General features: G+C 39.3%; 17 protein-coding genes. 6 read left to right on the top strand and 11 right to left on the bottom strand.

The features are described from left to right. Positions 1-184: 184 nt before the first annotated feature. The gene (locus tag ACVRZ8_RS00180; protein ID WP_447447218.1) at positions 185-1,465 is read right to left on the bottom strand and encodes an O-acetylhomoserine aminocarboxypropyltransferase/cysteine synthase family protein; all 1,281 of its coding nucleotides are present in this window, start codon (positions 1,463-1,465) and stop codon (positions 185-187) included. A gap of 180 nt (positions 1,466-1,645) precedes the next feature. Between ACVRZ8_RS00180 and sufB the strand changes: the two genes are divergently transcribed. Beyond that, complete coding sequence (gene sufB, locus ACVRZ8_RS00175) at positions 1,646-3,028, top strand: Fe-S cluster assembly protein SufB (protein WP_447447217.1); 1,383 nt, start codon at positions 1,646-1,648, stop codon at positions 3,026-3,028. 38 nt (positions 3,029-3,066) lie between these two features. Here sufB and pcrA read toward each other — a convergent pair whose 3' ends face one another. Both pcrA and ACVRZ8_RS00165 read right to left on the bottom strand, forming a co-directional pair. Beyond that, entirely contained in the window at positions 3,067-5,358 is a 2,292-nt protein-coding gene (gene pcrA, locus ACVRZ8_RS00170; protein ID WP_447447216.1) for a DNA helicase PcrA, read from the bottom strand. A gap of 105 nt (positions 5,359-5,463) precedes the next feature. Continuing rightward, positions 5,464-6,780 (bottom strand): FAD-containing oxidoreductase, encoded by a 1,317-nt coding sequence (locus tag ACVRZ8_RS00165; RefSeq protein WP_447447214.1) that lies wholly within the window; start codon positions 6,778-6,780, stop codon positions 5,464-5,466. 192 nt (positions 6,781-6,972) lie between these two features. Here ACVRZ8_RS00165 and mnmE point away from each other — a divergent pair, with 192 nt between their 5' ends. After that, positions 6,973-8,340 carry a tRNA uridine-5-carboxymethylaminomethyl(34) synthesis GTPase MnmE gene (gene mnmE, locus ACVRZ8_RS00160; protein WP_447447212.1) on the top strand — a complete coding sequence of 456 codons (1,368 nt, stop codon included), beginning with the start codon at positions 6,973-6,975 and terminating at the stop codon, positions 8,338-8,340. A 403-nt stretch (positions 8,341-8,743) separates the two neighbouring features. On the opposite strand, the gene ACVRZ8_RS00155 is transcribed toward mnmE, so the two are convergent. Continuing rightward, positions 8,744-11,272 (bottom strand): GBS Bsp-like repeat-containing protein, encoded by a 2,529-nt coding sequence (locus ACVRZ8_RS00155; protein WP_447447211.1) that lies wholly within the window; start codon positions 11,270-11,272, stop codon positions 8,744-8,746. Positions 11,273-11,522: 250 nt separating this feature from the next. On the opposite strand from ACVRZ8_RS00155, the gene ACVRZ8_RS00150 reads away from it, so the two are divergent. After that, entirely contained in the window at positions 11,523-12,419 is an 897-nt protein-coding gene (locus tag ACVRZ8_RS00150) for a helix-turn-helix domain-containing protein (RefSeq protein WP_447447210.1), read from the top strand. Between the two features lie 45 nt (positions 12,420-12,464). Here the strand turns inward: ACVRZ8_RS00150 and ACVRZ8_RS00145 are convergent, their stop codons facing one another. Continuing rightward, positions 12,465-14,813 (bottom strand): 5'-nucleotidase C-terminal domain-containing protein, encoded by a 2,349-nt coding sequence (locus ACVRZ8_RS00145; protein WP_447447209.1) that lies wholly within the window; start codon positions 14,811-14,813, stop codon positions 12,465-12,467. Between the two features lie 221 nt (positions 14,814-15,034). Between ACVRZ8_RS00145 and ACVRZ8_RS00140 the strand changes: the two genes are divergently transcribed. Genes ACVRZ8_RS00140 through ACVRZ8_RS00130 form a run of 3 tightly spaced genes read left to right on the top strand, consistent with a single transcriptional unit; the run spans position 15,035 to position 17,810 of the window. Next, entirely contained in the window at positions 15,035-16,237 is a 1,203-nt protein-coding gene (locus tag ACVRZ8_RS00140) for a cation diffusion facilitator family transporter (RefSeq protein WP_447447208.1), read from the top strand. A 2-nt stretch (positions 16,238-16,239) separates the two neighbouring features. After that, on the top strand, positions 16,240-17,172 hold the full coding sequence (locus ACVRZ8_RS00135; RefSeq protein ID WP_447447206.1) for a helix-turn-helix transcriptional regulator: 933 nt from the start codon (positions 16,240-16,242) through the stop codon (positions 17,170-17,172). Between the two features lie 50 nt (positions 17,173-17,222). After that, positions 17,223-17,810, top strand: coding sequence for a type 1 glutamine amidotransferase family protein (locus ACVRZ8_RS00130; RefSeq protein ID WP_447447205.1), 588 nt, complete (start codon positions 17,223-17,225; stop codon positions 17,808-17,810). 45 nt (positions 17,811-17,855) lie between these two features. Here ACVRZ8_RS00130 and ACVRZ8_RS00125 read toward each other — a convergent pair whose 3' ends face one another. The 6 genes from ACVRZ8_RS00125 to ACVRZ8_RS00100 form a co-directional block, all read right to left on the bottom strand. Next, entirely contained in the window at positions 17,856-18,701 is an 846-nt protein-coding gene (locus ACVRZ8_RS00125) for a patatin-like phospholipase family protein (RefSeq protein ID WP_447447204.1), read from the bottom strand. A 228-nt stretch (positions 18,702-18,929) separates the two neighbouring features. After that, positions 18,930-19,055 (bottom strand): hypothetical protein, encoded by a 126-nt coding sequence (locus ACVRZ8_RS10790; RefSeq protein ID WP_522732251.1) that lies wholly within the window; start codon positions 19,053-19,055, stop codon positions 18,930-18,932. A 554-nt stretch (positions 19,056-19,609) separates the two neighbouring features. Continuing rightward, positions 19,610-20,962, bottom strand: coding sequence for a PTS cellobiose transporter subunit IIC (gene celB / locus ACVRZ8_RS00115; RefSeq protein ID WP_447447202.1), 1,353 nt, complete (start codon positions 20,960-20,962; stop codon positions 19,610-19,612). Between the two features lie 21 nt (positions 20,963-20,983). Next, the gene (locus ACVRZ8_RS00110) at positions 20,984-21,508 is read right to left on the bottom strand and encodes a hypothetical protein (protein ID WP_447447200.1); all 525 of its coding nucleotides are present in this window, start codon (positions 21,506-21,508) and stop codon (positions 20,984-20,986) included. A 26-nt stretch (positions 21,509-21,534) separates the two neighbouring features. Further along, on the bottom strand, positions 21,535-21,846 hold the full coding sequence (locus ACVRZ8_RS00105) for a PTS cellobiose transporter subunit IIA (RefSeq protein WP_447447199.1): 312 nt from the start codon (positions 21,844-21,846) through the stop codon (positions 21,535-21,537). Positions 21,847-21,854: 8 nt separating this feature from the next. Further along, entirely contained in the window at positions 21,855-23,849 is a 1,995-nt protein-coding gene (locus tag ACVRZ8_RS00100) for a BglG family transcription antiterminator (RefSeq protein ID WP_447447197.1), read from the bottom strand. Positions 23,850-23,884: the final 35 nt, after the last annotated feature.

Genomic DNA, 23,884 nt, shown 5'->3' with positions numbered 1-23,884 from the left:
AATCATCCTTTCTCTTTGATAGTATCAACTAAAATGTATAAGAAAAAACAAGCCCTAAAAGCTTGTTTTTAGTATAGTCGCAAATACCTTATTTATCAAGGTATTCAGGCATATAAGATAATGATAGCTGGATATAAAAAATCTTTATGGGGACAAGACGGTTTATTTAAATAAACTCATATGTTTAAATCTTCTCCAAAGCAATACGGAGATCTTCAATCAAATCATCTGAATTTTCCAGCCCGATTGATAGCCGGATTTGATTCGGTGTAATGCCGCAGGCTGCCTGATCTTCTTCTGACATCTGCTGATGGGTGGTAGAAGAGGGATGCACCACCAGTGATTTAGCATCAGCCACATTGGCTAAATTTGAAAAAATTTCCAAATGGTCAATCAAGCGGCGTGCTTCATCCGCTCCGCCTTTAACATGAAAAGTGAAAATAGAACCCGCACCTTTGGGCAAGTATTTTTGAGCGAGTTCATAGTAAGGACTCGACGGGAGACTCGGGTAGTTGACCCTTTCAACCTTAGGATGTTTAACTAAAAAGTCCACAATCTTGGCTGTATTTTCTAAATGACGATCCACCCGCAAGGACAATGTTTCCAATCCCTGCAGCAGTAAGAAAGCATTGAATGGTGAAATCGCTGCACCGGTATCACGCAAGAGCTGTGTCCGAACGGCGGTGATAAAAGCTGCCGCTCCAACGTCTCGTGTGTAGGAGAGATTGTGGTAAGAAGGATCCTCATCTACAAATTGAGGGAATTTCCCAGAAGCTTCCCAATCAAATTTCCCAGAATCCACAATCAAACCGCCAATGGTCGTTCCATGACCTCCGATAAATTTGGTGGCAGAATGCACAGAAATATCAGCCCCGTGCGAAAAAACATTGATTAGATAAGGTGTCGCAAAAGTATTGTCAATAACCAGCGGAATCTTATGTTGGTGGGCAATATCAGCTATCGCTTCAATGTCTGGAATATTAATCAAAGGATTTCCCAGCGTTTCAATTAAAACCAATTTAGTATTATCTTTAATGGCTGCTGTTACTTCTGCTAAATTATCCACATTGACAAAGCTTGTTTCAACACCGTAACGCGGCAGGGTTTGCTGCAAAAGATTGAAAGTGCCCCCGTACAGAGTTGTCGCTGCTACTACATGATCTCCTGCATGAGCAAGAGCCAAAACGGTGTAAGTAATAGCCGCCATACCAGAAGCTGTCGCCAAGGCTCCGACTCCCTTTTCCAATGCTGCAACGCGCTCTTCCAAAATAGCCTGTGTTGGATTGGTGATGCGTGTGTAAATATTCCCCGATTTTCGAAGCGCAAAAAGATCTTCGCCTTCCTTAGCATCATCAAAAACATATGAAGTTGTTTGATAAATTGGCACAGCACGTGATTTCGTTTCCTTGTCAGGATGCTGACCTGCATGAAGCTGTAAGGTTTCAAAAGATAAGTCTCTTGTCATAAATAGTCCTTCTTCCATTAAAAGTATTTCTATTATACCTTTTTTTGAAAAGGCTTACCAATGAAAAATAATCAGAAAGCAATTTATAAAAGATAAGCTTTATAAGGGCTATATTTTATAAATAAGCGTATAATAGTCTTTGTAAAGATAACGCTTACAATTTTGATTGGGAGGTTAGGCATGAAAAATAGAGATTATCAATTTGGTTTTCATGACGATGTTAAACCTTTATTTACAACAGGAAAAGGACTGACAGAAGAAATTGTCCGCAATATTTCCGAAGTAAAAAATGAACCTCAGTGGATGTTAGATTACCGTTTAAAATCCTTAGAATTATTCCATAAGCTCCCCCTGCCAGATTGGGGACCGGACTTGACAGATATTAATTTTGATGATGTTATTTATTATCAGCGTTATTCAGGAGAAAATGCACGAAACTGGGACGATGTTCCTGATGACATTAAAAAGACTTTTGAGCGTTTGGGAATCCCAAAAGCTGAGCGTCAGTTCTTATCAGGAGCGGTCGCTCAGTATGAATCCGAAGTGGTCTACCATAATATGAAGACCGAATTTGAAAAACAAGGCATCATCTTCATGGATACTGATACAGCTCTGCAGGAACACCCCGAAATCGTCAAACAGTACTTTGGCACTCTTATATCCAATGCCGAACATAAATTCGCTGCTCTTAATGGAGCAGTCTGGTCCGGCGGTACTTTTATCTATGTTCCCAAGGGCGTTCAGTGTGAGATCCCTGTCCAAACTTATTTTCGTATTAATGGTGAAAATGCAGGGCAGTTTGAACGGAGTTTGATTATTGTGGAAGAAGGTGCTTCTATCCAATATATTGAAGGCTGCACAGCACCGACTTATTCGACCAACAGTCTGCATGCGGCAACCGTCGAAATATTCGTCAAATCAAACGCTTATTTTCGTTACACAACCATGCAAAATTGGTCCGATAATGTCTATAATCTGGTAACCGAGCGCGGTCTTGTGGATGAAAACGGCACTTTGGAATGGATTGATGGCAATCTAGGCAGCAAGGTTAATATGAAATATCCTTGTTCGATTTTACGTGGTCCTCATGCACGAACAACTGTTCTGTCTATGTCCTTTGCTAACTACGGACAGGATTTAGACGCTGGCTGCAAGGTATTCCACAATGCTCCTCATACTTCTTCTACCTTGATTTCCAAATCTGTTGCCAAAGATGGCGGGAAAACGGACTACCGTGGTCAGGTCAAATTTGGTGAAAACAGTGGCGGCTCTAAGTCTCATATCGAATGCGACACCATTCTCATGGACGATTTATCAAGCTCTGATACCATCCCATTCAACGAAATCCATAACGCTAATGTCAGTTTGGAACACGAAGCGAAGGTCTCAAAAGTTTCCGAAGCCCAGCTTTACTACATGATGAGCCGCGGTATTACCGAAGAAGAGGCGACAGCTATGATTGTCAATGGCTTTATGAACCCCATCACCAAGGAACTGCCCATGGAATATGCCGTTGAGCTTAATCAGCTTATTAATATGAGTATGGAAGGTTCGGTAGGTTAATAGACAAAAAAAGGAGATTGACTCTCCTTTTTTTATTTCTATTTTTTCTCAATGGGTGCGACACTAGCCAACAATTTTTTAAGTCCTACATCTGGAAACTTAATTTTCAATTCCTGTGTCTTTCCACTACCTGAAACTTCCAAGACAGTACCGTCTCCCCATTTTTTATGATGAGCAATGTCACCAATTTGCCAACCAATAACGGCCTTGCCTGCACTAGGTGACTGATTCTGCTGAACCGCTGAAAATGGCTCAGCTTTTGTGTGCGGCTGTGCTTGTGCTTTACGAACTTGAAGTGCTTGCTGCAGGCTCATACCTTTACCAAATTGCACATCATCGGCTTTGCTGTATTTGACCGCAAAAGAAGATTGTACTGGCCGTGCCAAACCTTGATAGGATAGCAGCTCCTCTGAGATTTCACGCAGAAAACGTGTCGGGCGGTTATAACTGGTTTTACCAAAAAGTGTCCGTGTATTGGCGTTTGTTACAAAAAGGATTTCCTCAGCGCGTGTAATGCCTACATAAGCCAAACGACGTTCTTCTTCTAGCTCATCAGGCTCTTCGGCCGCACGTGATAAGGGGAAAACCCCCTCTTCCATGCCAATCAAAAAGACAACGGGAAATTCAAGTCCCTTAGCAGCATGCAAAGTCATCAAAGTCACTTCGGCCGCTTCACTTTCTGCATCATCTGTATCAGCAATCAAAGCCAAATCATTGAGAAAACGGCTTAATTTCTCAATACCAGTCTCGTTTTCAGGAACATCTTCAGTATTATCATCAAAATTTTTGGTTACTGACAGAAATTCTTCGATATTTTCAATCCGTGCTTGGCTTTCCAAGGTTCCTTGGATTTCTAAAGCTTCCAGATAGCCAGATTTATCAAGCAGAGTCTCCACAGTTTCTGTAACCGTCAGCTTATCCAAGCTGTCACGCAGCTTTAAAATGACTTGTGCCAAGTCATAAACAGCTTGCACCGCTTTCCCTTTAATAGAAGACAAGAAGATATTTTCTGAAGCCTCCAACAGACTCATATTCTGCAGGTTGGCAAAAGTCCGAATTTTTTCCAACGTACCAGGTCCGACACCCCGCTTAGGCTCATTGACAATACGTTCAAAGGAAATATTATCGGCTGTGTTAGCAATAACGTTCAAATAAGCGATGACATCACGAATTTCTTTACGGCTGTAGAACTTGGTACCACCAACCATGGTATAAGGAATATTAGACTTGAGCAGAGCTTCTTCAATCGTCCGCGATTGTGCATTTGTCCGATAGAGAACAGCAAAATCTTTAAATTTTTTACCCATTTCACGGACAATATTGTCAATGGTCGAGGCGACAAAAACAGCCTCATCTCGCTCGTCATTTGCGCGATAGTAAACGATTTGCTCGCCATCAGCATTTTGTGTCCAGAGCTTCTTATCACGACGATTGCGGTTGTTCTTGATGACATCATTAGCCGCCTGTAAGATTTTCTTGGTCGAACGGTAGTTTTCTTCTAATAAAACGACCTTGGCATCAGGATAATCCTTTTCAAAGTCAAGAATATTTTGCATGTCAGCACCACGCCAACCATAAATAGATTGATCCGCATCTCCGACAACACAGATATTTTTAAAACGCGACGCTAAGAGTTTAACCAACTGATATTGAGCGTGATTGGTATCTTGATATTCATCAACATGAATGTACTGATAACGTTGCTGATAGTAGGCCAGAACATCAGGATTTTTGTCAAACAAACGAAGCGTCAGCATGATCAAATCATCAAAGTCCATGGCTTCGGATTGACGCAGTTCACTTTGATAAGCCTTATAGCATTTAGCAACAACTTGCGTATACATATCCCCTGCCCTATTTTCATAAGCTACTTCATCAAGCAAATCGTTTTTAGCATTAGAAATCGTTCCCAATATAGCACGTTCATTCCACTTCTTGGAATCAAGGTTGAGCTGTTTCATAATCCGTTTCATGAGCGTGCGCTGCTCACCAGGATCAACAATGGTAAAGTTACGGTTGTAACCAATGTGATCCGCTTCACGGCGCAAAATCCGCACACACATACTGTGAAAGGTCGCAATTAAAGTCTCTTGAGTTGCGGGATTGAGAGCAAAAGCACGCTCCTTCATTTCGCGTGCAGCTTTATTTGTAAAGGTAATAGCTAAAATATTCCAAGGGTTGACAAATTTTTCATCAATCAAATAAGCAATGCGATGAGTTAAAACACGAGTCTTACCCGATCCAGCACCGGCCATGATTAAAAGCGGACCTTCCGTTGTCTGCACAGCTTGTGCTTGTTTATCATTCATTCCATTTAGTAAAGGATTCATTTTTTTCTCCATTTTAAAAATAAGCTTTATTATTTTACCACTTTTTTGGAAAAATAGCAGAGCCTAAAATAAACAAGAGCCAGTTAGTACCAGCTCTTGTTATTTTTAAAAATTAAAGACATCATTTAAATTTTCAGCCATGGTTGGATGGGTAAATACTTGATTTTTGATGTAGGTGTATGGAATATGATTGTCCATAGCCATTTTGATGAGATTAATAATCTCGTGTGAATCACTCCCAAAAAGAGTTGCACCGATAATTTCAGATGTCTCGGTATTAATAATCACTTTATAAAGTCCACGCAAATCGCCATTAACATGAGCACGTGGCATGTTGGCTACCGCTAATTCATTAGCTTTGTAAGGAAGGCCAGCTGCCTGAGCTTCTTTTTCCGTCAAACCGACCTGTGACAAAGGCGGCTCAATAAAAGTTGAATTCGGAACATTAAGGCGCTGATCAAGGCTGTAATCACTACTACCTGTTAATTTAGCAAAAATAATACGGAAATCATCCAAAGAAGTGTAAGTGAACTGCAAACCTCCAGCGACATCACCTGCTGCATAAACACCAGGAACAGTTGTTTCTAAATAATTATCAACTTGAACAGCACCGCGATCAGTTAAGTTAATCTCTGTATTTTCAAGCCCAAGCCCCTCTGTAGCTGGCTTACGGCCCATGGCATACATGACTGCATCAAAAGTGTAGTCTTGGCCATTAGCTGTGACAATAACCGCTTCTTTCGCATTGGAGATTTTTTCAACCTTGGCTCCCAGAACAAAGCTGACGCCATCTTCTTCCAAGTAAGATTGTGCTAGTTTTGCTGCAGACTCTTCAAAACGTCCCAAAATGGCTGGTGCCGCTTCAAATACAGTCACTTCAGAATTTAAACCAGCGTATAGGCTGGCAAATTCAAGACCGATATTACCGCCTCCGATAATCCCCAAACGCTTAGGCTGTTCAGCGAGCCCTTGAATACCAGTTGAATCATAAACATTTTTACTGTCTAACAAACCAGGGATTGGAAAGACATTTGAAACCGTACCCGTGTTGATTACGATTGTTTCTGCTGTCAGCTGCTCTGTTTCATCACCAGCTGAAACTTCAATCACTTTATTGCTTACAAAGCGTGCTTTAGCATTGTAGAGCTTTACACCAGAAGCTTCCAGCACAGCTTCATTTTTCCCACGAAGACGCGTCACAACAGTATCTTTATGCTTCATAGCTTCTGCAAATGTATGATGGCTTTCAGCCATAGTAATCAAAGCCTTCGTTGGAATACAGCCGATATTGATGCAAGTACCGCCATACATAGAAGCATCCTTTTCAATAAGAGCAACTTTTTTACCGAGCTTGGCCATGTTGGCTGCAAGTGTTTTTCCAGCTTTCCCAAAACCAATTACAATTAGGTCATATGTTTCCATAGATCATTTCCTTTCCATTTAAAACACAGTCGTAAAACCGACCTTGATTTGATCCTAGTTTATTCTAACAGAGCTTACCAAATAATGCCAAGATTTGCTACGATTAGAAATCACCCACATTTTCTAATACAAAAAACCTAGTTAAGATACCAAAACCTTGCTTTCTATTCCTATTTTCCTTAAAATAGATTTATGATTACCAAAGAATTTGACACTATTGCTGCTATTGCAACACCGCTTGGAGAAGGTGCTATCGGTATCGTTCGTCTGTCTGGGACAGAAGCGCTGCCTATTGCCCAAAAGATTTTCAAAGGCAAAGATTTAACTCAAGTGCCTTCTCACACTATCAATTACGGCCATATTACCGAAAAGGGTGAAATCATTGATGAAGTGATGGTCTCCGTTATGCGCTCGCCTAAGACCTTTACGCGGGAAGATGTGGTTGAGATTAACACTCACGGCGGTGTAGCTGTTACCAATGAAATTTTACAGTTAGTTATTCGCGCAGGCGCGAGAATGGCAGAGCCCGGCGAGTTTACCAAGCGGGCCTTTCTCAACGGCCGGGTTGATTTGACTCAGGCGGAGGCTGTCATGGATTTGATTCGTGCCAAGACCGACAAAGCTATGGCTGTCGCTGTTCAGCAGCTGGACGGTTCTCTTTCTGCCCTCATCAACAATACCCGTCAGGAAATTCTAAATACACTGGCGCAGGTCGAAGTAAATATTGACTACCCTGAATACGATGATGTTGAAGAGATGACCACGGCGCTTATACGGGAAAAGACACAGGAATTTCAGACTTTACTGGAAAACCTGCTGGCCACTGCCCAGCGGGGTAAAATTCTCCGTGAGGGGCTGGCTACTGCTATTATCGGCCGGCCAAATGTCGGCAAATCCAGTCTCCTCAACAATCTCCTGCGGGAAGACAAGGCCATTGTGACCGATATTGAGGGAACTACCCGAGATGTCATTGAAGAGTATGTCAATATCAAAGGGGTGCCGCTTAAACTGATTGATACAGCTGGTATTCGCGAAACAGATGATCTGGTTGAAAAGATTGGTGTTGAACGCTCTCAGAAGGCTTTGGAAGAAGCCGATCTGGTTCTTCTGGTGCTGAATGCTGCCCAACCCCTGACCGATCAGGATCGCAGCCTGCTTGACATCAGCAGAAACAGCAACCGGATTGTACTGCTCAATAAAACAGATCTTCCAGAAGAAATCGAAACAGATGAGCTGCCGGAAGACAGCATTCGGATCTCTGTACTCAAAAATCAAAATATTGACCAAATTGAGGAGCGTATTAACCGGATTTTCTTTGACAATGCCGGCATCGTGGAAAAGGATGCGACTTATCTCTCCAATGCCCGTCATATTTCTCTGATTGAACAGGCACTTGAAAGTCTCAAAGCTGTCAATGACGGCCTCGAAATGGGAATGCCGGTTGATTTACTTCAGGTTGATATGACTCGCTGCTGGGAAATTCTGGGCGAAATCACCGGCGACGCTGCACCAGATGAACTCATCACCCAGCTCTTTAGCCAGTTCTGCCTAGGGAAATAGTTACAGTATGATTCTGAAAACCATTTTTCACCCTAAAACTGGAAGCAAAACAGCAAAAAAAAACAGTCTGATTGAAAGACTGTTTTCATTCAAATAACAGCAGATTTATAATTAAAACTTATCGATACAGCAAAAAGAGGTTGGACAAAAGTGTACTGACCCCAAAAAGTTAGACAATAAATCTAGCGATTGGGGTGCAGTTTAAAGTCCAGCCTCTTTAATTGGAGTTCGCTTTAACATCATAAGGCAATGGTTGAGACTCAAAACGTCCAGTAAACGTGAGGTAGCCAAATGACTTTAGCTAACCTAGAATTTCCCCTGCACAGTTCAATAATAATGGATATTGATATTTTAGAAGAGCTTATTAATTATTCTTTGTGAGACGGTGACCTTATCTTATTTTTTAAGCATAAATGAAAGTCATACCTGCTTGAGGAGTAACCGTGCGATAGTTGAACTGGTTTTTATTACACATTTCTGAGATTAAAATGCTGCCGTCTGAATTAACGTGTTCTACAAAGGCTACATGGCCAGCTGAGCTTGCACCTGCAACACCTGCACCAAACTGAACAATAGCACCTGCTTTAGCAGCAGCTCCGGTCTTATAGCCATTAGCACTGGCATTACTTGCCCATTGTCCAGCTGCTCCTAAGCCGTTGGTCATAACACCGCCGGTTTCAGTAACACGATTGAATACATACCATGTGTCATAACCTTTTGTATAACCGTTATTAATATAGCCAGTAGTAATCGCTTTACCCGAAGGCTCACCATAGTCAAGACTAGCTTTTTGATCCGAGTTCAAACTGCTATTGAAATAATTGCTGAGCTTAATATCTGCTTTTTTAGCCGAATTACTAGGTTTATGAGCCGGTGTTTGATTGGTATTTGTATCTTTTTGAGCGTTAGCTGATGTGGATTGTGCTATGAGTTTTTGATTATCAAGCACATATCCTGAAACATGGCCTTCTTTGTCTGTTACATAGGCATGGATATGATAAATACCAGTTTTATTGCCATGTTTTGTTACATCAGCAGATATTTTAAAATTACCATTTGCATCAATCGTATCATCTTTGTACCAATAAATATTCGATTGATCATCTTCTGACCAGACAGCTACTGCTACTGATGATAAGGTTTTAGCACCGTCATAAGCAGAGATGACCACATCAAAACTTCCTGCCTCAGGATTAGCATTAATGACTTCACGAGTACCAGCTACTTCCACTTCTGTAGCGATTAGTCCTGTTAATTTACCAGATTTACTTTGACCATAAACATGAATATTGTAAACACCAGTATTAAAATGATGATCAGCTGTTTTGATAACGACACTGTAGCTGCCATCTTTTTCCTTGGTGGCATCGTACCAGATAATGTCATCTTGGTCACCTTGTTGAGACCATACAGGAACAGTCACCTTAACATATTTATCAGGGACATCCTTGATGCTCACAAGGTAGCTGCCTTCACTCTTTTCGGTAATCGTAGCTGTTGCAGGAGTTGGCTCTGCATATTTAACAGAAGTCGCTGAAATACCTTTCATATTTCCGCGAATAACTTGATAGGCATGAACTTGATAGTCTCCGTAATCAGCATCTTCTGGCAGTTCAAGGCTCAGTTGACCATCTTTAGAGACGTCATACCATTTAAGATCATCTTGACCATTTTTATCAGACCAGATGGCTACTTGAAGCGCTGTATTTTGGGTAGCCCCATGACTGAATTTAACATTAATATGATTATCAACCAATTCAACTTTAGGAGCTGTAATACTTTCTACATTGATAGTTGTTGCATTAAGTCCAATGGTTTTTTCTTTAGTATAAAGATAAGTGTGAACATTGTAAGTTCCTGTATTACGATGTTCAGCCAAAGCAACACTAAGTCTGCCATTTTCAGGAACGGTATACCAAACAAGATCATCTTGGCCATTGCGATTAGACCATACAGCGGTACCATAACTGCTTCCTTTTGGAGCTCTGCGGCTATATTCAATAACAATAGCTCCGCCTTCAACTGTGACGGTTGGGATGGGATTATCAATAGTAACTTTACCCGCATTAATACCAACTTTTGAGCCGTCTAAGTAAGTAGCATAAACATGGACAATATAGTCGCCGCCAAGTCCGCCATGATTATTAACATCAAAATTAACGCTTGCACGGTTATCACTATCAATCTGTGAAGTTCTATACCAGATAATATCATCCTGATCATTATCCTGAGACCAAATGGCAACATCCAAGTGTTCTAGGTCCTTGTTTTCTCCGCCATCAGCAGTTACCGTAAAGGTACCAGCAGCCTTATCAATTTTGGAAATCGTCACAGTAGTTTCATCAGATTTACTAATAATATCTTTTGCTTCAGCTTTATCTGCTTCTGCTGTCTCCGCAGTTGCCTTTGGGCTTGCTTGATCAGAAGCTGAACCAGAGTTAGCAGCTGTATCTGATTTTTCTGAATCAGTTGCTGCAACTTGACTCTCTGCAGATTGAACTCCTGCATTTTCGCTTGTTGCCAAGGCTTCGGAGCTTTCTGATTGGTTATCAGTTTCAGAAAGAGCGGAATTATCGGTTGATACAGAACTTGTTTCACTCACTGTTTCTGATAAACTATCAGCCTTTTTTTCTGCAGAAACCGTTACTATTTTTGCTTGAACATCTTCGGACTGAGCAGTGGTTTCAGAGTTTGATTCGACTGACACTGTGTCATTGACTGTCTCAATTTGACCTTGATTATCAGCAGCAGAACACGCAGCTTTATCGTTTTTTTCTGAAATAGTAATAACTGTCTTTGAATTATCTTGACGATAGTCTTTTCCTGTGTCTGGAACCGAGGTCGTTACTTCGTCAGCTTTAACAGACTGAGCAGCTGACACACTCGCTAAAATACCGGCACTCACTAATAAACTTTTTTGAATCTTTTTCATAAGATACCTTCTTTCATTCTTTACTTCTATCTCTTTTATTCGTAAAAAGATTGAAAAAACAAATGAATACGTTTTCCTATTTACAATTTTATTTTACCTTTTTTATTTTAAAAATGCAACAAAAAGATTACTGTTTTATTACATTTAGTTTATATAAAATTACAAACGGTACTATATTAAGATTTTGGTGTGAAATTTACTTGTATTTCTGCTATTATGATATTATTCTCTGAATTAGAAAGTAATTGTCATGACTTACTACCTTAGTGATCAAGAATTTAAACACGAAATTAATTTTGACAATGCGCTTCTCCCTTTTAAATTGGATGAAATAAAGGTTGAACAAGGACGGCCTGATATTCTCTTTCATTGGCATCCTGAGATGGAAGTGCAATATGTTTACGAAGGAACTGCTCGTTATCATATTGATTATGATTATTTTGATAGCACAGCTGGTGATATCTATCTCATTCGTCCTAATGGTATGCATTCAGTGCACCCGCTTGGTAAAGAGCCTCATCACACTGATACACTTTTATTTCACTTAGATATGTTGGGGCAATCTACTATTGATCAAACAAGCCTTCGCTATTTACAACCCCTGCAAAATTCCAACTATAAATTTGTTCAGCGGATTCAGCCAGGTGATGAGGGCTACAAAGATATTAAAAACAGTCTTATGGAGATTTTTAAACTGATCCGAAATCAGGGGCGGCATTTTGAGCTTTTGCTAAAATCAAAACTCTTTGATTTCCTCTATCTTCTCTACTACCATCATAAGGTTGAACGCAAACTGACTGACGATCTTTACCGAAAAAATGAACGCATTCGTGAATTAATTGATTACATTCACAAGCACTATGCTGAAGTTCTTTCTATTGATAAATTAGCAGAGCTGATGGGATACAGCAAAACACATTTCATGACTGTTTTTAAACAGCATACAGGAACCTCCTGTACGGAGTTTATCATTCAAGCTCGTCTAAACGCAGCCTGTGAAGAGCTTCAAAATACGATTAAACCCATTCTGGAAATTGCGACTGATGTAGGATTTAACAATCTATCCAATTTCAATCGCCAGTTCAAACGCTACTATAATATGACGCCCAGCCAATATCGTAAAACTCATAGTAATAAAAGGAGATAATACAAAAAGCTTGAATTTTTCTCAAGCTTTTTTCTGTAAATATTTTTATGATTTTCGATGGCCTCTAATACCTAAAAGTCCCACTGCAATCAAAACAAGTCCAGCAATAACCGCCAAAATAATTTGGACGAAGGTGTTGGAACTAACATTGGAAGCTTCAGTTTTCGTATCTGTTTGATGGGCATCTGATTTACCTGCTTTTGATTTAGAAGTATTTGGGGATGATTTACCCAAAGCAATCTCAATAGAAGAGATATTGGCATTATCAGAAAGGACAGATTTAACAACTGATTCAGCAGATGGAAGCTCAAAAGTACCATTTGTATTAGCTGCGGCAGTAATTCCTGTATTTTCAGTATCAGTATGATAAGCAACTGGGATTGCAACTATTTCTGAATCTGCAGGAATCAGATCAAATGATAACTGGTCTGCTCTGCCATTCTTATTAATAGCATTAAAATGGCTGTAATTTGCAGCAGAAATGGCAATCAAGCGCGAGTTAGGATTAATAATCTCATATTGATTTAAATCTGCAGAAACAAGATAGTCTGCAAAAACAGCATCCATTGACGGACCTTCTTCACGCGAACCGCCCAACATAGTAAAACCATCTCCGCCCGCTGCTAAAAAGTCATTGGTTGTCAAATAATAGGTGGCCTTAAGATCCAAATCTTTAAAGGATTCACTTTCTGTATCCCAAATCTGAATACCTAGAACGCGCTTTGCAGCTTCCAGAGTCGTGTCATAGTAAACTTTGACTCCAGAAACTTGGAGAAATCCACCGCTAGGCTCTAAAAGCGGCAGACCCTCTTGATCTAATATCGCTTTAGCTTGACTGTCTACTTGCGTGATAGAACCTAGCGATTTGACAAACATGTCATAGATATTTTGGCCAGTTACTTGGATTTGGGTTACAGTGTTGCCAAACGGTAAAACAGCAATAATATCACCCTTAGTAACTGGTTTGTTCTTGGCAATCGTCTCGCGCAGACCGCCGCCATTGGTTACAGCTAGGTTAGATTTATGAGTAAAGCCTGTTTGTCCATACTTGAAAAGAGCATCAGCGACAGCATTTCCAAGGTTAGTCTCACGAACGCGAACATTAGTGCGTTCGCCATTTAATTCTACTGGACTATTATCAATGACAACAGTTGAACTCTCAGCTTTATATTTGGCCTGAATATTGGATACAAGTTTTAGAATATTTGGATCAGCTTCATAAGCCTGTCCCTCCTTTGTATTGATCACGCCCTGCGAGAGAATACGATCTGAATTAAGTGTCACTTTGCCAACATTATTGAGATAGCTCCCTGTTTGATTGTAAGTAACATTGCCATACGTAGCTGTCAGCACTGTGTGAGAATGTCCATCAAGAACGATAACCTTTTTGCCAGCCAGAGGTTCATATTTTGAAAGTGCCTGTGCCAAGGTTGTTCCCTGCCATTCTGTTTTTGTTGTGTTATCAACACCGAGATGGGCAAGGATAATATAGGTCTTGTAGGTTTTGTTTTCTGCACGCGCCTGAGCTTCGATTTGTGAAATGACCGTTTCAACTTCAGTTATAGGATCGGTAAAACTAACACCTACAACATTGGAAGGATGGGTTTTGGTTGCTGTTTCAGGGGTTGTAACACCAATGACAACCACTTCATCGCCTTCAATGTTTTTGTCCTTGTCAATAACGGTTGATGCTTGAAATAATCTGGCACCATTGACATAAACATTTGAGGTCAGAAGCGGGAAAGTCAGTTGTTCTGACAGATTAACCAGTTGATTCAGCCCGAAATCAAATTCATGGTTGCCAATTGTCATAGCATCATAGCCAATGGCGTTCATAATAGTCGCCATATCTTCGCCCTTGGAAGAATTAGAAATAGGCAGTCCTTGGAAAGCATCCCCTGAATCAAAAACCAAGGTGCTACCATTTTTGCGTGCTTCAGCAGCAATAGCGGCTAATTTTGCCGTACCAATTACATCTGTCCCCTCAACAATACGTCCATGCATATCATTGGTATGTAAAATAGTTACCGTATCACTATCAGAAGCAGACTCTGAACCAGAAGTCTCTTTTGCTGTTTCTGAACTGCTTGCGATCTCTGAATTTACCGTAATGGCTTCAGAATTTATTTCCTGGCTATTTACAGCAGTGCTGGAGGCGGTTTCGACCTCAGAGCTTGCTGTATTGTCGCCGGATGGCTCATATGTTGATTTTTCTGCGGTAAGTACTGCTTCTGAACTTTCTGATACTGCTGATGCTTCAGCGACTTGCTCCTGCTGTGTTTCAGAAATAACAGCAGAGTCATCCCTTTCATCAGCATAAGCGGCTTGCGCCAAAATAGCTGTTGAGATTAACAAAGCTGACAAAGCAGACGTAACTAAAGGTTTCTTTTTCATAAACATTTAACTCCTAAATATAACTATCTGATTATTATAACACGTTATAGAAATCTTATAAATAGCTTATTTTCAATTTAATCTAATTGAAAAATTTAGTATTTTCCTAATAATTATATCAAAAAAGACTGCAAAAGCTTATCCAAGTTCATTATAGCTGGCTTTTCCAACATCTTCAATTGTGCTATAATAAACCAATCGTCATTCACAAGGAGAAAATCATGTCATCGCCAGAAAATCAACTAAAATTGGCTAAACGCGGTCCTATTCTTTCCATTATCGCATATAGCCTCTTAACGCTCGCTAAATTGGTTACCGGTCAAGTGATGAATTCTTCTTCTCTGACTGCTGACGGCTTTAATAACTTATCTGACATTGTTGGAAATGTTGCACTCCTAATCGGGCTGCATCTCGCCAGTCAGCCAGCAGATGAAGATCACAAATTTGGCCATTGGAAAATTGAAGATCTGTCCAGTTTAATTACTTCATTTATTATGTTTACTGTGGGTTTTCAGGTACTCATTCAAACTATCGAAAAAATTATCAAAGGCAGCACAACGGAAATTGATCCGCTGGGTGCGATTGTTGGTGTTATTTCAGCTATGGTCATGTACGGCGTCTATCTTTACAATAAACGCTTATCCAAGAAAGTTAAATCTTCTGCTCTGGTTGCAGCTGCTAAAGATAATCTGTCTGATGCTGTTACTTCTCTTGGTACTTCTGTTGCCATCATTGCTTCTAGTTTTAATTTAACTATCATTGACCAATTGGTAGCGGTGATTATTACCTATTTCATTTTAAAAACAGCCTATGATATTTTTATGGAAGCCACCTTCTCCCTGTCAGATGGTTTTGATGATAAACAGCTCAAAAAGTATGAAAAAGCTATTCTAGAAATTCCCAAAATAACAGCTGTTAAAAAGCAGCGCGGGCGTTCTTATGGCAGTAATATTTATCTGGATATTGTGGTTGAGATGAATCCTGACCTATCTGTTTACGAAAGCCATGAAGTGACGGAACAAATTGAAAAGTTGCTCAGCGAGCGTTTTTCAGTTTATGACACTGATGTCCATGTTGAACCTGCTGCCATTCCCGAAGATGAAATTTTTGGCAATGTGCTGCGCAAATTAACGAAACAAGAAAAGATTATCCTAGCAAAAATTCCGGATTACGATAAGTATCTAGCTGAACAATTCTATATGGTTGATGCGGACGGAAGTCAGCTGACACGGCAGGAAGTTATCCAGCGCAATAAGCACAGCCTTAGCAACTTCAGCCATTTTAAAATGGAATCTATCAGCCAAAAAACTAAGCTGATCAGCTATCAGCTGGATGATAATCTTCACACCAGTATCTGGCGTCGAAATGAAGACTGGTATCTGATTTACCACCAAATAACACCCAAAATAAACGATAGGGATTGAAAATGAAACTAGACAGGCTCTTAGCTATTCTGGGGATTCTTTCTGAGAAAGAAAAGGTGACTGCTGCGGAACTGGCCCAACGATTTGAAGTTTCTAAACGCACCATTTACAGAGATTTAGACAGCCTCAACCAAGCGGGAATTCCTATTATTTCCTATTTTGGTCGAGATGGCGGTCTTTCTTTAATGGATAATTATAAGATTGATAAACACATTCTATCACGTAAGGACAGTCAACATCTCTACAGTGCTCTAATGGCATTACAAAGCGTTAATAAACAGCCATCGCTAACAGCTTTAATAGCTAAACTCTTACCTAATCAGGCAGATTTTGCTTCACAGATGGAATATCAGCTGCAATTCTCATCTTGGTTTTCTGATAATATCACTCATCAAAAACTAAAAACCCTTCAAGGAGCTCTTGAATCAAAAACTTGTCTCAAATTGGACTACATTTCAAAATCAGGTTTTTCTCAACGGATAATAGAGCCTTACCAGCTGGTCTTTAAAGATTCTGACTGGTATCTGTATGCTTTTTGCCGAAAAAGAAAAAATTTCCGCCTCTTTAAATTGAAACGAATAATTACGCTTGTTTGCCTTAAAGAGACATTTATTCCGCTTTCGGCCTATCCACCTCTGACATTTGATGAAGATTACGAAAAAGAGCACTTTTCGCTTTCTCCTATTGAAAATGGCTTTAAGGTTGTCTTAGAATACAAGCCACAGCATGCTTTTGATCTCACCAGAGTGCTTGATGCTTCGCTTCTATCACTCGATCCATCAGATTTACATATCACATTTTATACAGATAGTCTGTCTTTTGCTCACGATTTTGTACTACAAATGCCTGACAAACTCAAGGTTGCTGCTCCTGCTAAACTTCGCGCTATGGTGAAGGAGACTTTATCTGAAATTCAAAAATCTTATAAAAGATGACAGACAGGTGTCATCTTTTTTCTTGTATCCTTATTTATGGAGGTATTAACATGACAAATGAAATTCTTGTTTATATTTTTGATGACTATGCAGACTGGGAACCTGTTTTTATCTGCTCTGAACTGAATAATCAATTAACATCTTTTCAAATCAAAACAATCAGTATCAATAAAAGTCCTAAGCAGTCCATGGGAGGCTTTCGTGTTTTACCAGACTATAGCTTGTCAGATTATCCTAAAGACTTTTGTCTCCTGATCATTCCTGGCGGAAACAGCTGGCTAGAAGGAAAAAATGCAGAAATTCTTCCAGTTGTTGATTTTGCTGTTAGTCACCAAATTCCGGTGGCGGCCATTTGCGCAGCAACTAATTTTCTTGCAGAAAATGGCTATCTTGATCAAGTACAGCATACCGGAAATACCTTGGCCTTTATGAAGCAAGCTGCTCCCCATTATCAAGGAGAGAAGTTTTATCTGGAAAAACAGGCTGTTAGAGATAAGGGAATAATTACGGCAAACGGCACCGCTGCTTTGGAATTTGCCAAAGAAATTATGCTGCTTTTAAGCATAAAAGATCCTGCGTCTATAGATGAATGGTACCGATTTAACAAGTTAGGTTTTTATCCAGCCGCTATAGATTAAACAAAAACACCTCGCCTTTTATGAATTAAAGATGAGGTGTTTTGATTAATTATTATTTAGGTAAACTTGCAAATCGGATAATCTATTTGCTGTATCGGTCAATCCTAACTGATAAATCTCGTCAAACTTAGAAGCATCTTTTTCCAAACGCCCAATGTTTAGAGGCTGACTGGGGCGAATAACATATAACTGACCGTTTGATTCTGCACTTTCGATTTTATCCAAGCTTGCATTATAGTGCTCTGCTCGTTTGGAAGCAACTGCTACAAAATTGGGATATTTACCATAAAAAGCTTTATAAAGACGTCCGTTTGACGGCTTTTTACGATAGCCATCAGGCCGTGTCAAAATCACAATCAGCTTGTCGAAACCAAGACTTCTGGCAAAATCAACAGGAATGCTGTCTGACAGACCGCCATCCAGATATTTTTCTCCGTCAATTTCTACGATCTTAGATGCTAATGGCAGAGCTGAACTCGCACGAAACCACTCCATTTGCTCAAAAACATTGTCAATAAGATGATATTCAGGCTTACCAGTCTTTAGATTTGTTACGGTCACATAAAAAGGAACTCCAGAAGCTGCGTAGGTCTCCTGATCGAAAACGTCCAAATAAAGCGGAACTTCATAATAGGCAAACTCTTTATTGACCACATTGCCTGTTTTTAACCAAGAACGCAAGCCAATGAAACGCTTATCTTTAATAAAACGTTTATTGTAATTAAGACCGCGCTTGGGCTGTTTTGAGAGAAAATTAACACCAAACAAAGCACCCGAAGAGACTGCAACGATACCATCAGCCTTAATACCAGCCTGTAAAAAGGTATCTAGTACACCTTCTGTATACAAGCCACGCATACCGCCGCCTTCAAGAACTAAGCCAACAGACATAAATCGCTACTCCTTTTTAATGATTAACTATCAGCATTTAACTTATCTTATTATACTAAAAATCCTCAAACAAAACTGAGGATTTCGTTATTATTTTGCATCAGTAAAATGATGCTATATAAATTAAAGCAATTAGTGTCTCCTTTTTAATTTTTACACAACTGCTGCTGTTTATTTCTTGTAAAAAAATAAAAGAGGCAGCATTAAAAGATAATTCTTTTGCCAGCATTAGATAATGTCATTTTCAATAGTCTTGATTACTTTAGCCGGAATGCCGCCGACTAGGCAATTATCAGGAATAGCTTTAGTAACGACCGCACCAGTTACGACAACAGCATGATTGCCAATAGTCACACTAGGCAGTATGGTGCAGTTCCTACCATTCCAGGCATCATTGCTTATAAGCCCCAAATGCTGACGCGGCCTCTTGGGAGTCAGGGGGTCCCATCATAGTGATAACCTATTAGATTCAAGCATGACATGGCTGCCAATGGACACTGCTGCAATATCAAGAATAATTCTATTATAGTTAATAATAAAATCATCTTCAGCATGGATATTTTTCCCATAATTACAGTTGAATATCAACAAGACATTGGGATTTTTACCCAACGAACCAAAAAGCTTTTTATAGCTTTCAGCTGCTGATCTTCTTTCAAAATACCGATAGTATTTAGCTTTTATCAGCCAACTACAGCATGCAGGTTTCGATTATTAACCTCTAAATCGGTAAAATCATAAGGCGGACCGGCTTCTAGTTTTTTCTAATTCTGTCATCCCATTATCCTTCACTGTTTGTAATGCAAAGACACTCGAACTGTTTATCATAAAGCTGTTTGCTGGTATCTTCAGTGAACTCTTTATAAAATAAAAAGAAGCCAAGGTATTTCTTGACTTCTTAAGAATTGTTAAGCTTCCATGCCTTCTTCTTTGAGGAGCTTTCTGTCATAATGACGGATAAATGGCCAATAAACTAGAAATGCTGCAACGGTACAAAGCAAAGCAACTGGAATGGCTTTTAGATCCGTAGTTCCTAGAAAAGCACCGATACCCACTGGCGTTGGCCAAGGAACTTGCCCTATAACAGCATGGATAAGGTTCAATTTCATGACAGCATAATAAATGGACGCTGATACAATTGGAGCAGTCATGAAAGGAATAGCAAGCGCTGGATTGTAAATGATAGGCAAACCGAAAATCAAAGGTTCATTGATATTGAAAATGGCAGGAATTACTGATGCTTTACCAATAGCACTTAACTGTGCAGAACGTGCTCGGAAAGCACACCAAATACAAAGACCTAAGGTTGCACCAGAACCACCAGCGATAACAAACATATTGGACCATTCGCCGGCAACAATATAACGTGTTCCTTCAGATGCATTGGTAGCCATATTGGCCAAAGCAATAGGATTAACAAAGGCGAAGATAATATTTGCACCGTGAATCCCAACAATCCAAAGAGCCTGCGTTAAAAGATAGATAATCACAATACCAATCCAAGTATTGGTTAAATTACCAACAAATGAGAACGGAATCGAAATGACTTCGAAAATATCCGTTCCTAAAGCAACCAAGATACCATTAAGGATAATAATGGTAAAAGCTACAACAAAACCTGGAATCAAAGCGCTGAACCCTCTTGAAACGCCTTCTGGAACAGAATCTGGCATTTTGATAATCCAGTTATGTTTTACGCACATACGGTAAAGTAGAACGGTTACAACGGCAATAATGATAGCTGTAAAGATACCTGTTGTGCCAAAGCGAGTGACACCATCAGCCATAGCCCAGCCATCAGCTATTACCGCATCTTTTTTCAAGCTGATTACTGCTGTCATTACACCATCTTTAAAAGCAATTTGAGGAACTGTCATGATAAAAGCAAAGAGTGCAAGCATGGCACCATTAAGAGGATTCAAATCCAATTCTTCTTCATCTGCATAAATTTTTGTCAATTCATAGGCCATGGAAATGACAAAATAAAGAGATAAAGAACCCATTGTAGCATAGTTGGCAACCATATAAAGATCGGTGAATTTATCAAATGAAGCTGAAAATACATCTGCTACAATTGGCCAGAATGAAAATGCCTGCGGTAAAATACTGAAAACCAAAAACATTGAACCGACAATTGTAAATGGTACAGCAGCCATACCAGCAGCTGTGATGGCACGCACAACTTTATATTGTGCGATAATACCCATCGACCCCATGAGATACTTCTCTAAGAGACCAAAGAAACCTTTTTGTTCGTCCATAACGAACCTCCCCATTAAAAATTAAAATGTTTTTCCAAAATTTTTTTGAAAACGATAATAAAATTTGTCACTGTTTTCCTCAACATGTTTGGCGTAATTTAAATTGATTAAAACAATGATGATAGCCAATAGCTGCAACATAATCACAAAACCTTTTCCAGCAAGATTATTTTCAAATACCGGAAAGACCAGTGAAAATTGACTGGGCACTAAACTGATAAAAACAGCCGCTATATTAGCAAGACCCTGAGCTTGAAATGCCCGCTTAGTCCACTTCAAAACAGCTTCTTTTTTACCATAAAGTCTAAGCTGCTCAGCACTGGCCATAACAGTCAGTATCAGCAAAACTAAAGGCAAAATAAGATAGGCAGTTGCTTTATACATAGCAATCATTATCCAATAGATATTGGCAAAGAAAAACAAGGCCAATGAGTATCTAAACAGCAAATAACGATTAAAGAGATTATTCTTCCATGTCATTTCCCGCTTCAGCTTTTCATCTGGCTGCATTTCTATCAAACGTCGTCTCTTGTTTTTAGCTTTCATCTGCTTATTTCCTTGTCTCATAACCGCTACAATTTTTTATACAATTCAAGCATTTCCAGTGCCACTTCGCGAAGGGTCATAGTTGTCATCAGGTGATCCTGAGCATGAACCATGATGATTTCAATCTTAATTTCGGTACCACCAGCGTATTGCTGTAGCAAATCTGTCTGGGCTTGATGTGCCTTGAGCATTTCTTCATTTGAAGCTGCAAGTTTTTCATCAGCCAAATCATAATCGCCCTGACGCATAGCATCAAACGCCTCATGAACAATAGAGCGTGCATTTCCTGAATTTAATATAATCTCAAAGGCCGCAAGCTGTAATTCTTCTGTATCCATAACTTTATCTACCTTTCTTTTATGTTTAAAAATAACTCTCTAAATTGGTCAAAAGACTGACAGGCTATCATAGCATGCTGTAAATCTGACTGGTCAACCAAGTCGACAATGGCAGATGCTAAGTCTGGCAAACCGTCATTTTCATAAATAGACATTGAAGTTAGAAATACCAGTTTAATAGCTGGAAATTTCTGATTCCAATAGAGACCATTCTTGATAATGGCTACAGCTATATGATGGTTGTTTCCTATCGCTTTGATAGGATGAGGAACAGCAATTGTGTCACTGAAAACTACAGAACTCATCGCTTCTCTTTGTTCAATTAACTGGAGCATCCTCTTTTCAAATTCCTGATTTTCTTCAGCTGAGATGCTGTGGACCAGCTGTTGAAGAACCACTTCTTTGCTTCCTGTTGACAGCAACAAAAAAGCATTTTCAGAAAAATAATGATTAAAATTTTCTTCGCTGCTTCCTTTGGTATTTTTATTCTTAGGTTCTCCCAGTAAAACTTGTTTTTGACACTTATTTAGATGGATGAGTTTATTCTTTATGGTTTTTAATTCTTCATCTGTCAAAAAAACAGAGACGGTAACTACTGGAACTGTAAAAATAAGATTTGAAAGGTCAATTGACGACACAATGAAATCAATCCCTTTTAACTTATCATCGCTAATATCGTAATAACCAATAACATCAACAATATGAACCAAATTGCCTAATTCATTTTCAATACGGCTTTTTAACATCTGGGCACTACCGTAACCTGTAGCGCAGATGACCAAAATATTATATTTGTTCTGTTCTTTATAACGCTCCTGAGCAGCCATAAAATGCAAAGCAATGTAGGCGATTTCATCTTGTGATAAATAAAAACTGCTAAAAGCAGACAGATGAGACATGACCTTTTCTGCTAAATGATACATCTCTTTGTAATTCTGTACAATATCATCTGTCATTGGATTTTCAAGGATAATACGACTCTCCAAACGAATTAATAAAGTTGATAAATGGGCCACCAAACCTTCTGTCAGCTGGAAATCTTTTCCAAATTCAGGAGCAAGCAGCTCAATTGCCTGCAATAATTCTGTTCTGATTCCATCAATAAAGCGTTCTGAAATCAAATCACTGCCGCCATGTCCCTTGGACAGGAGATGCAAAGTGATATAGTCAATCTCTTCAACCGGAAAATCAATCTTCGTTGACAAAGACACACGCTCAAGAATCTTTCTGGCAACCTCACGTTCGTGAGATTGATTCAGATTAATAGTATCTGTCACTTTGGTAATTTGAAATCCCTCAGCAATACGCCGAATAGCTAAAGCGATATGAACCACCAAATTTTGAATCACAAAGTCAGAAAGTTTCAGATTTCCTTCACGGCATTCATCCAAAACAATAATAGTCAATTCCTCAAAAGAAATTGTTGAGTTTAAAAATTCACTTTCAACATAGCTATGGATAGTGTGAATAAAGCCAGAGGTGACAAAATAGTCCATGATAAAACGTCTCTTGTCTCGTTCACTCCCTGTAACGTAAACACCTCTATTTGCTTTACTTTCGACTTTTAAATGATAGGGAGCAAATTCTTTGCGAATTTTTCTGAAATCACTGGATAAAGTTGAACGGCTGACATATAATTCATCAGCTAAATCGTCAAAATAAATTTTATTTTGTTCAAACAAGAGTTTATTTAAAAGGTAGCTGTGCCTGTCAATATTATCCAGCGGAGTAATATAATTAAGCTGTTTATCTGCGATGTTATTGTCACTTAACAAGTCTCTTAGCCTATCTTCGTCGGATACAACAAGCTTATAACCATGTCCTTGCTTTGAAATAATCGCAACACCAGTATAATCTTTTAACTCTTCAAGCAGTGATTTGTAGTACGTTCTGATAGTTCTATCCGAACAATTCAGCTGTGCTGCTAATTCACGACTTGTGACAAATTTATCTTTTTTTGCCATTAGAATTTGTACAATTCGTTTTTCTTTTTTATTTAACACAGAAAACCTCCCAGATGATCTATCCAGAACATACT

The organism is Streptococcus dentiloxodontae (assembly GCF_053206925.1).
This window is presented reverse-complemented; position numbering and strand designations above follow the sequence as displayed.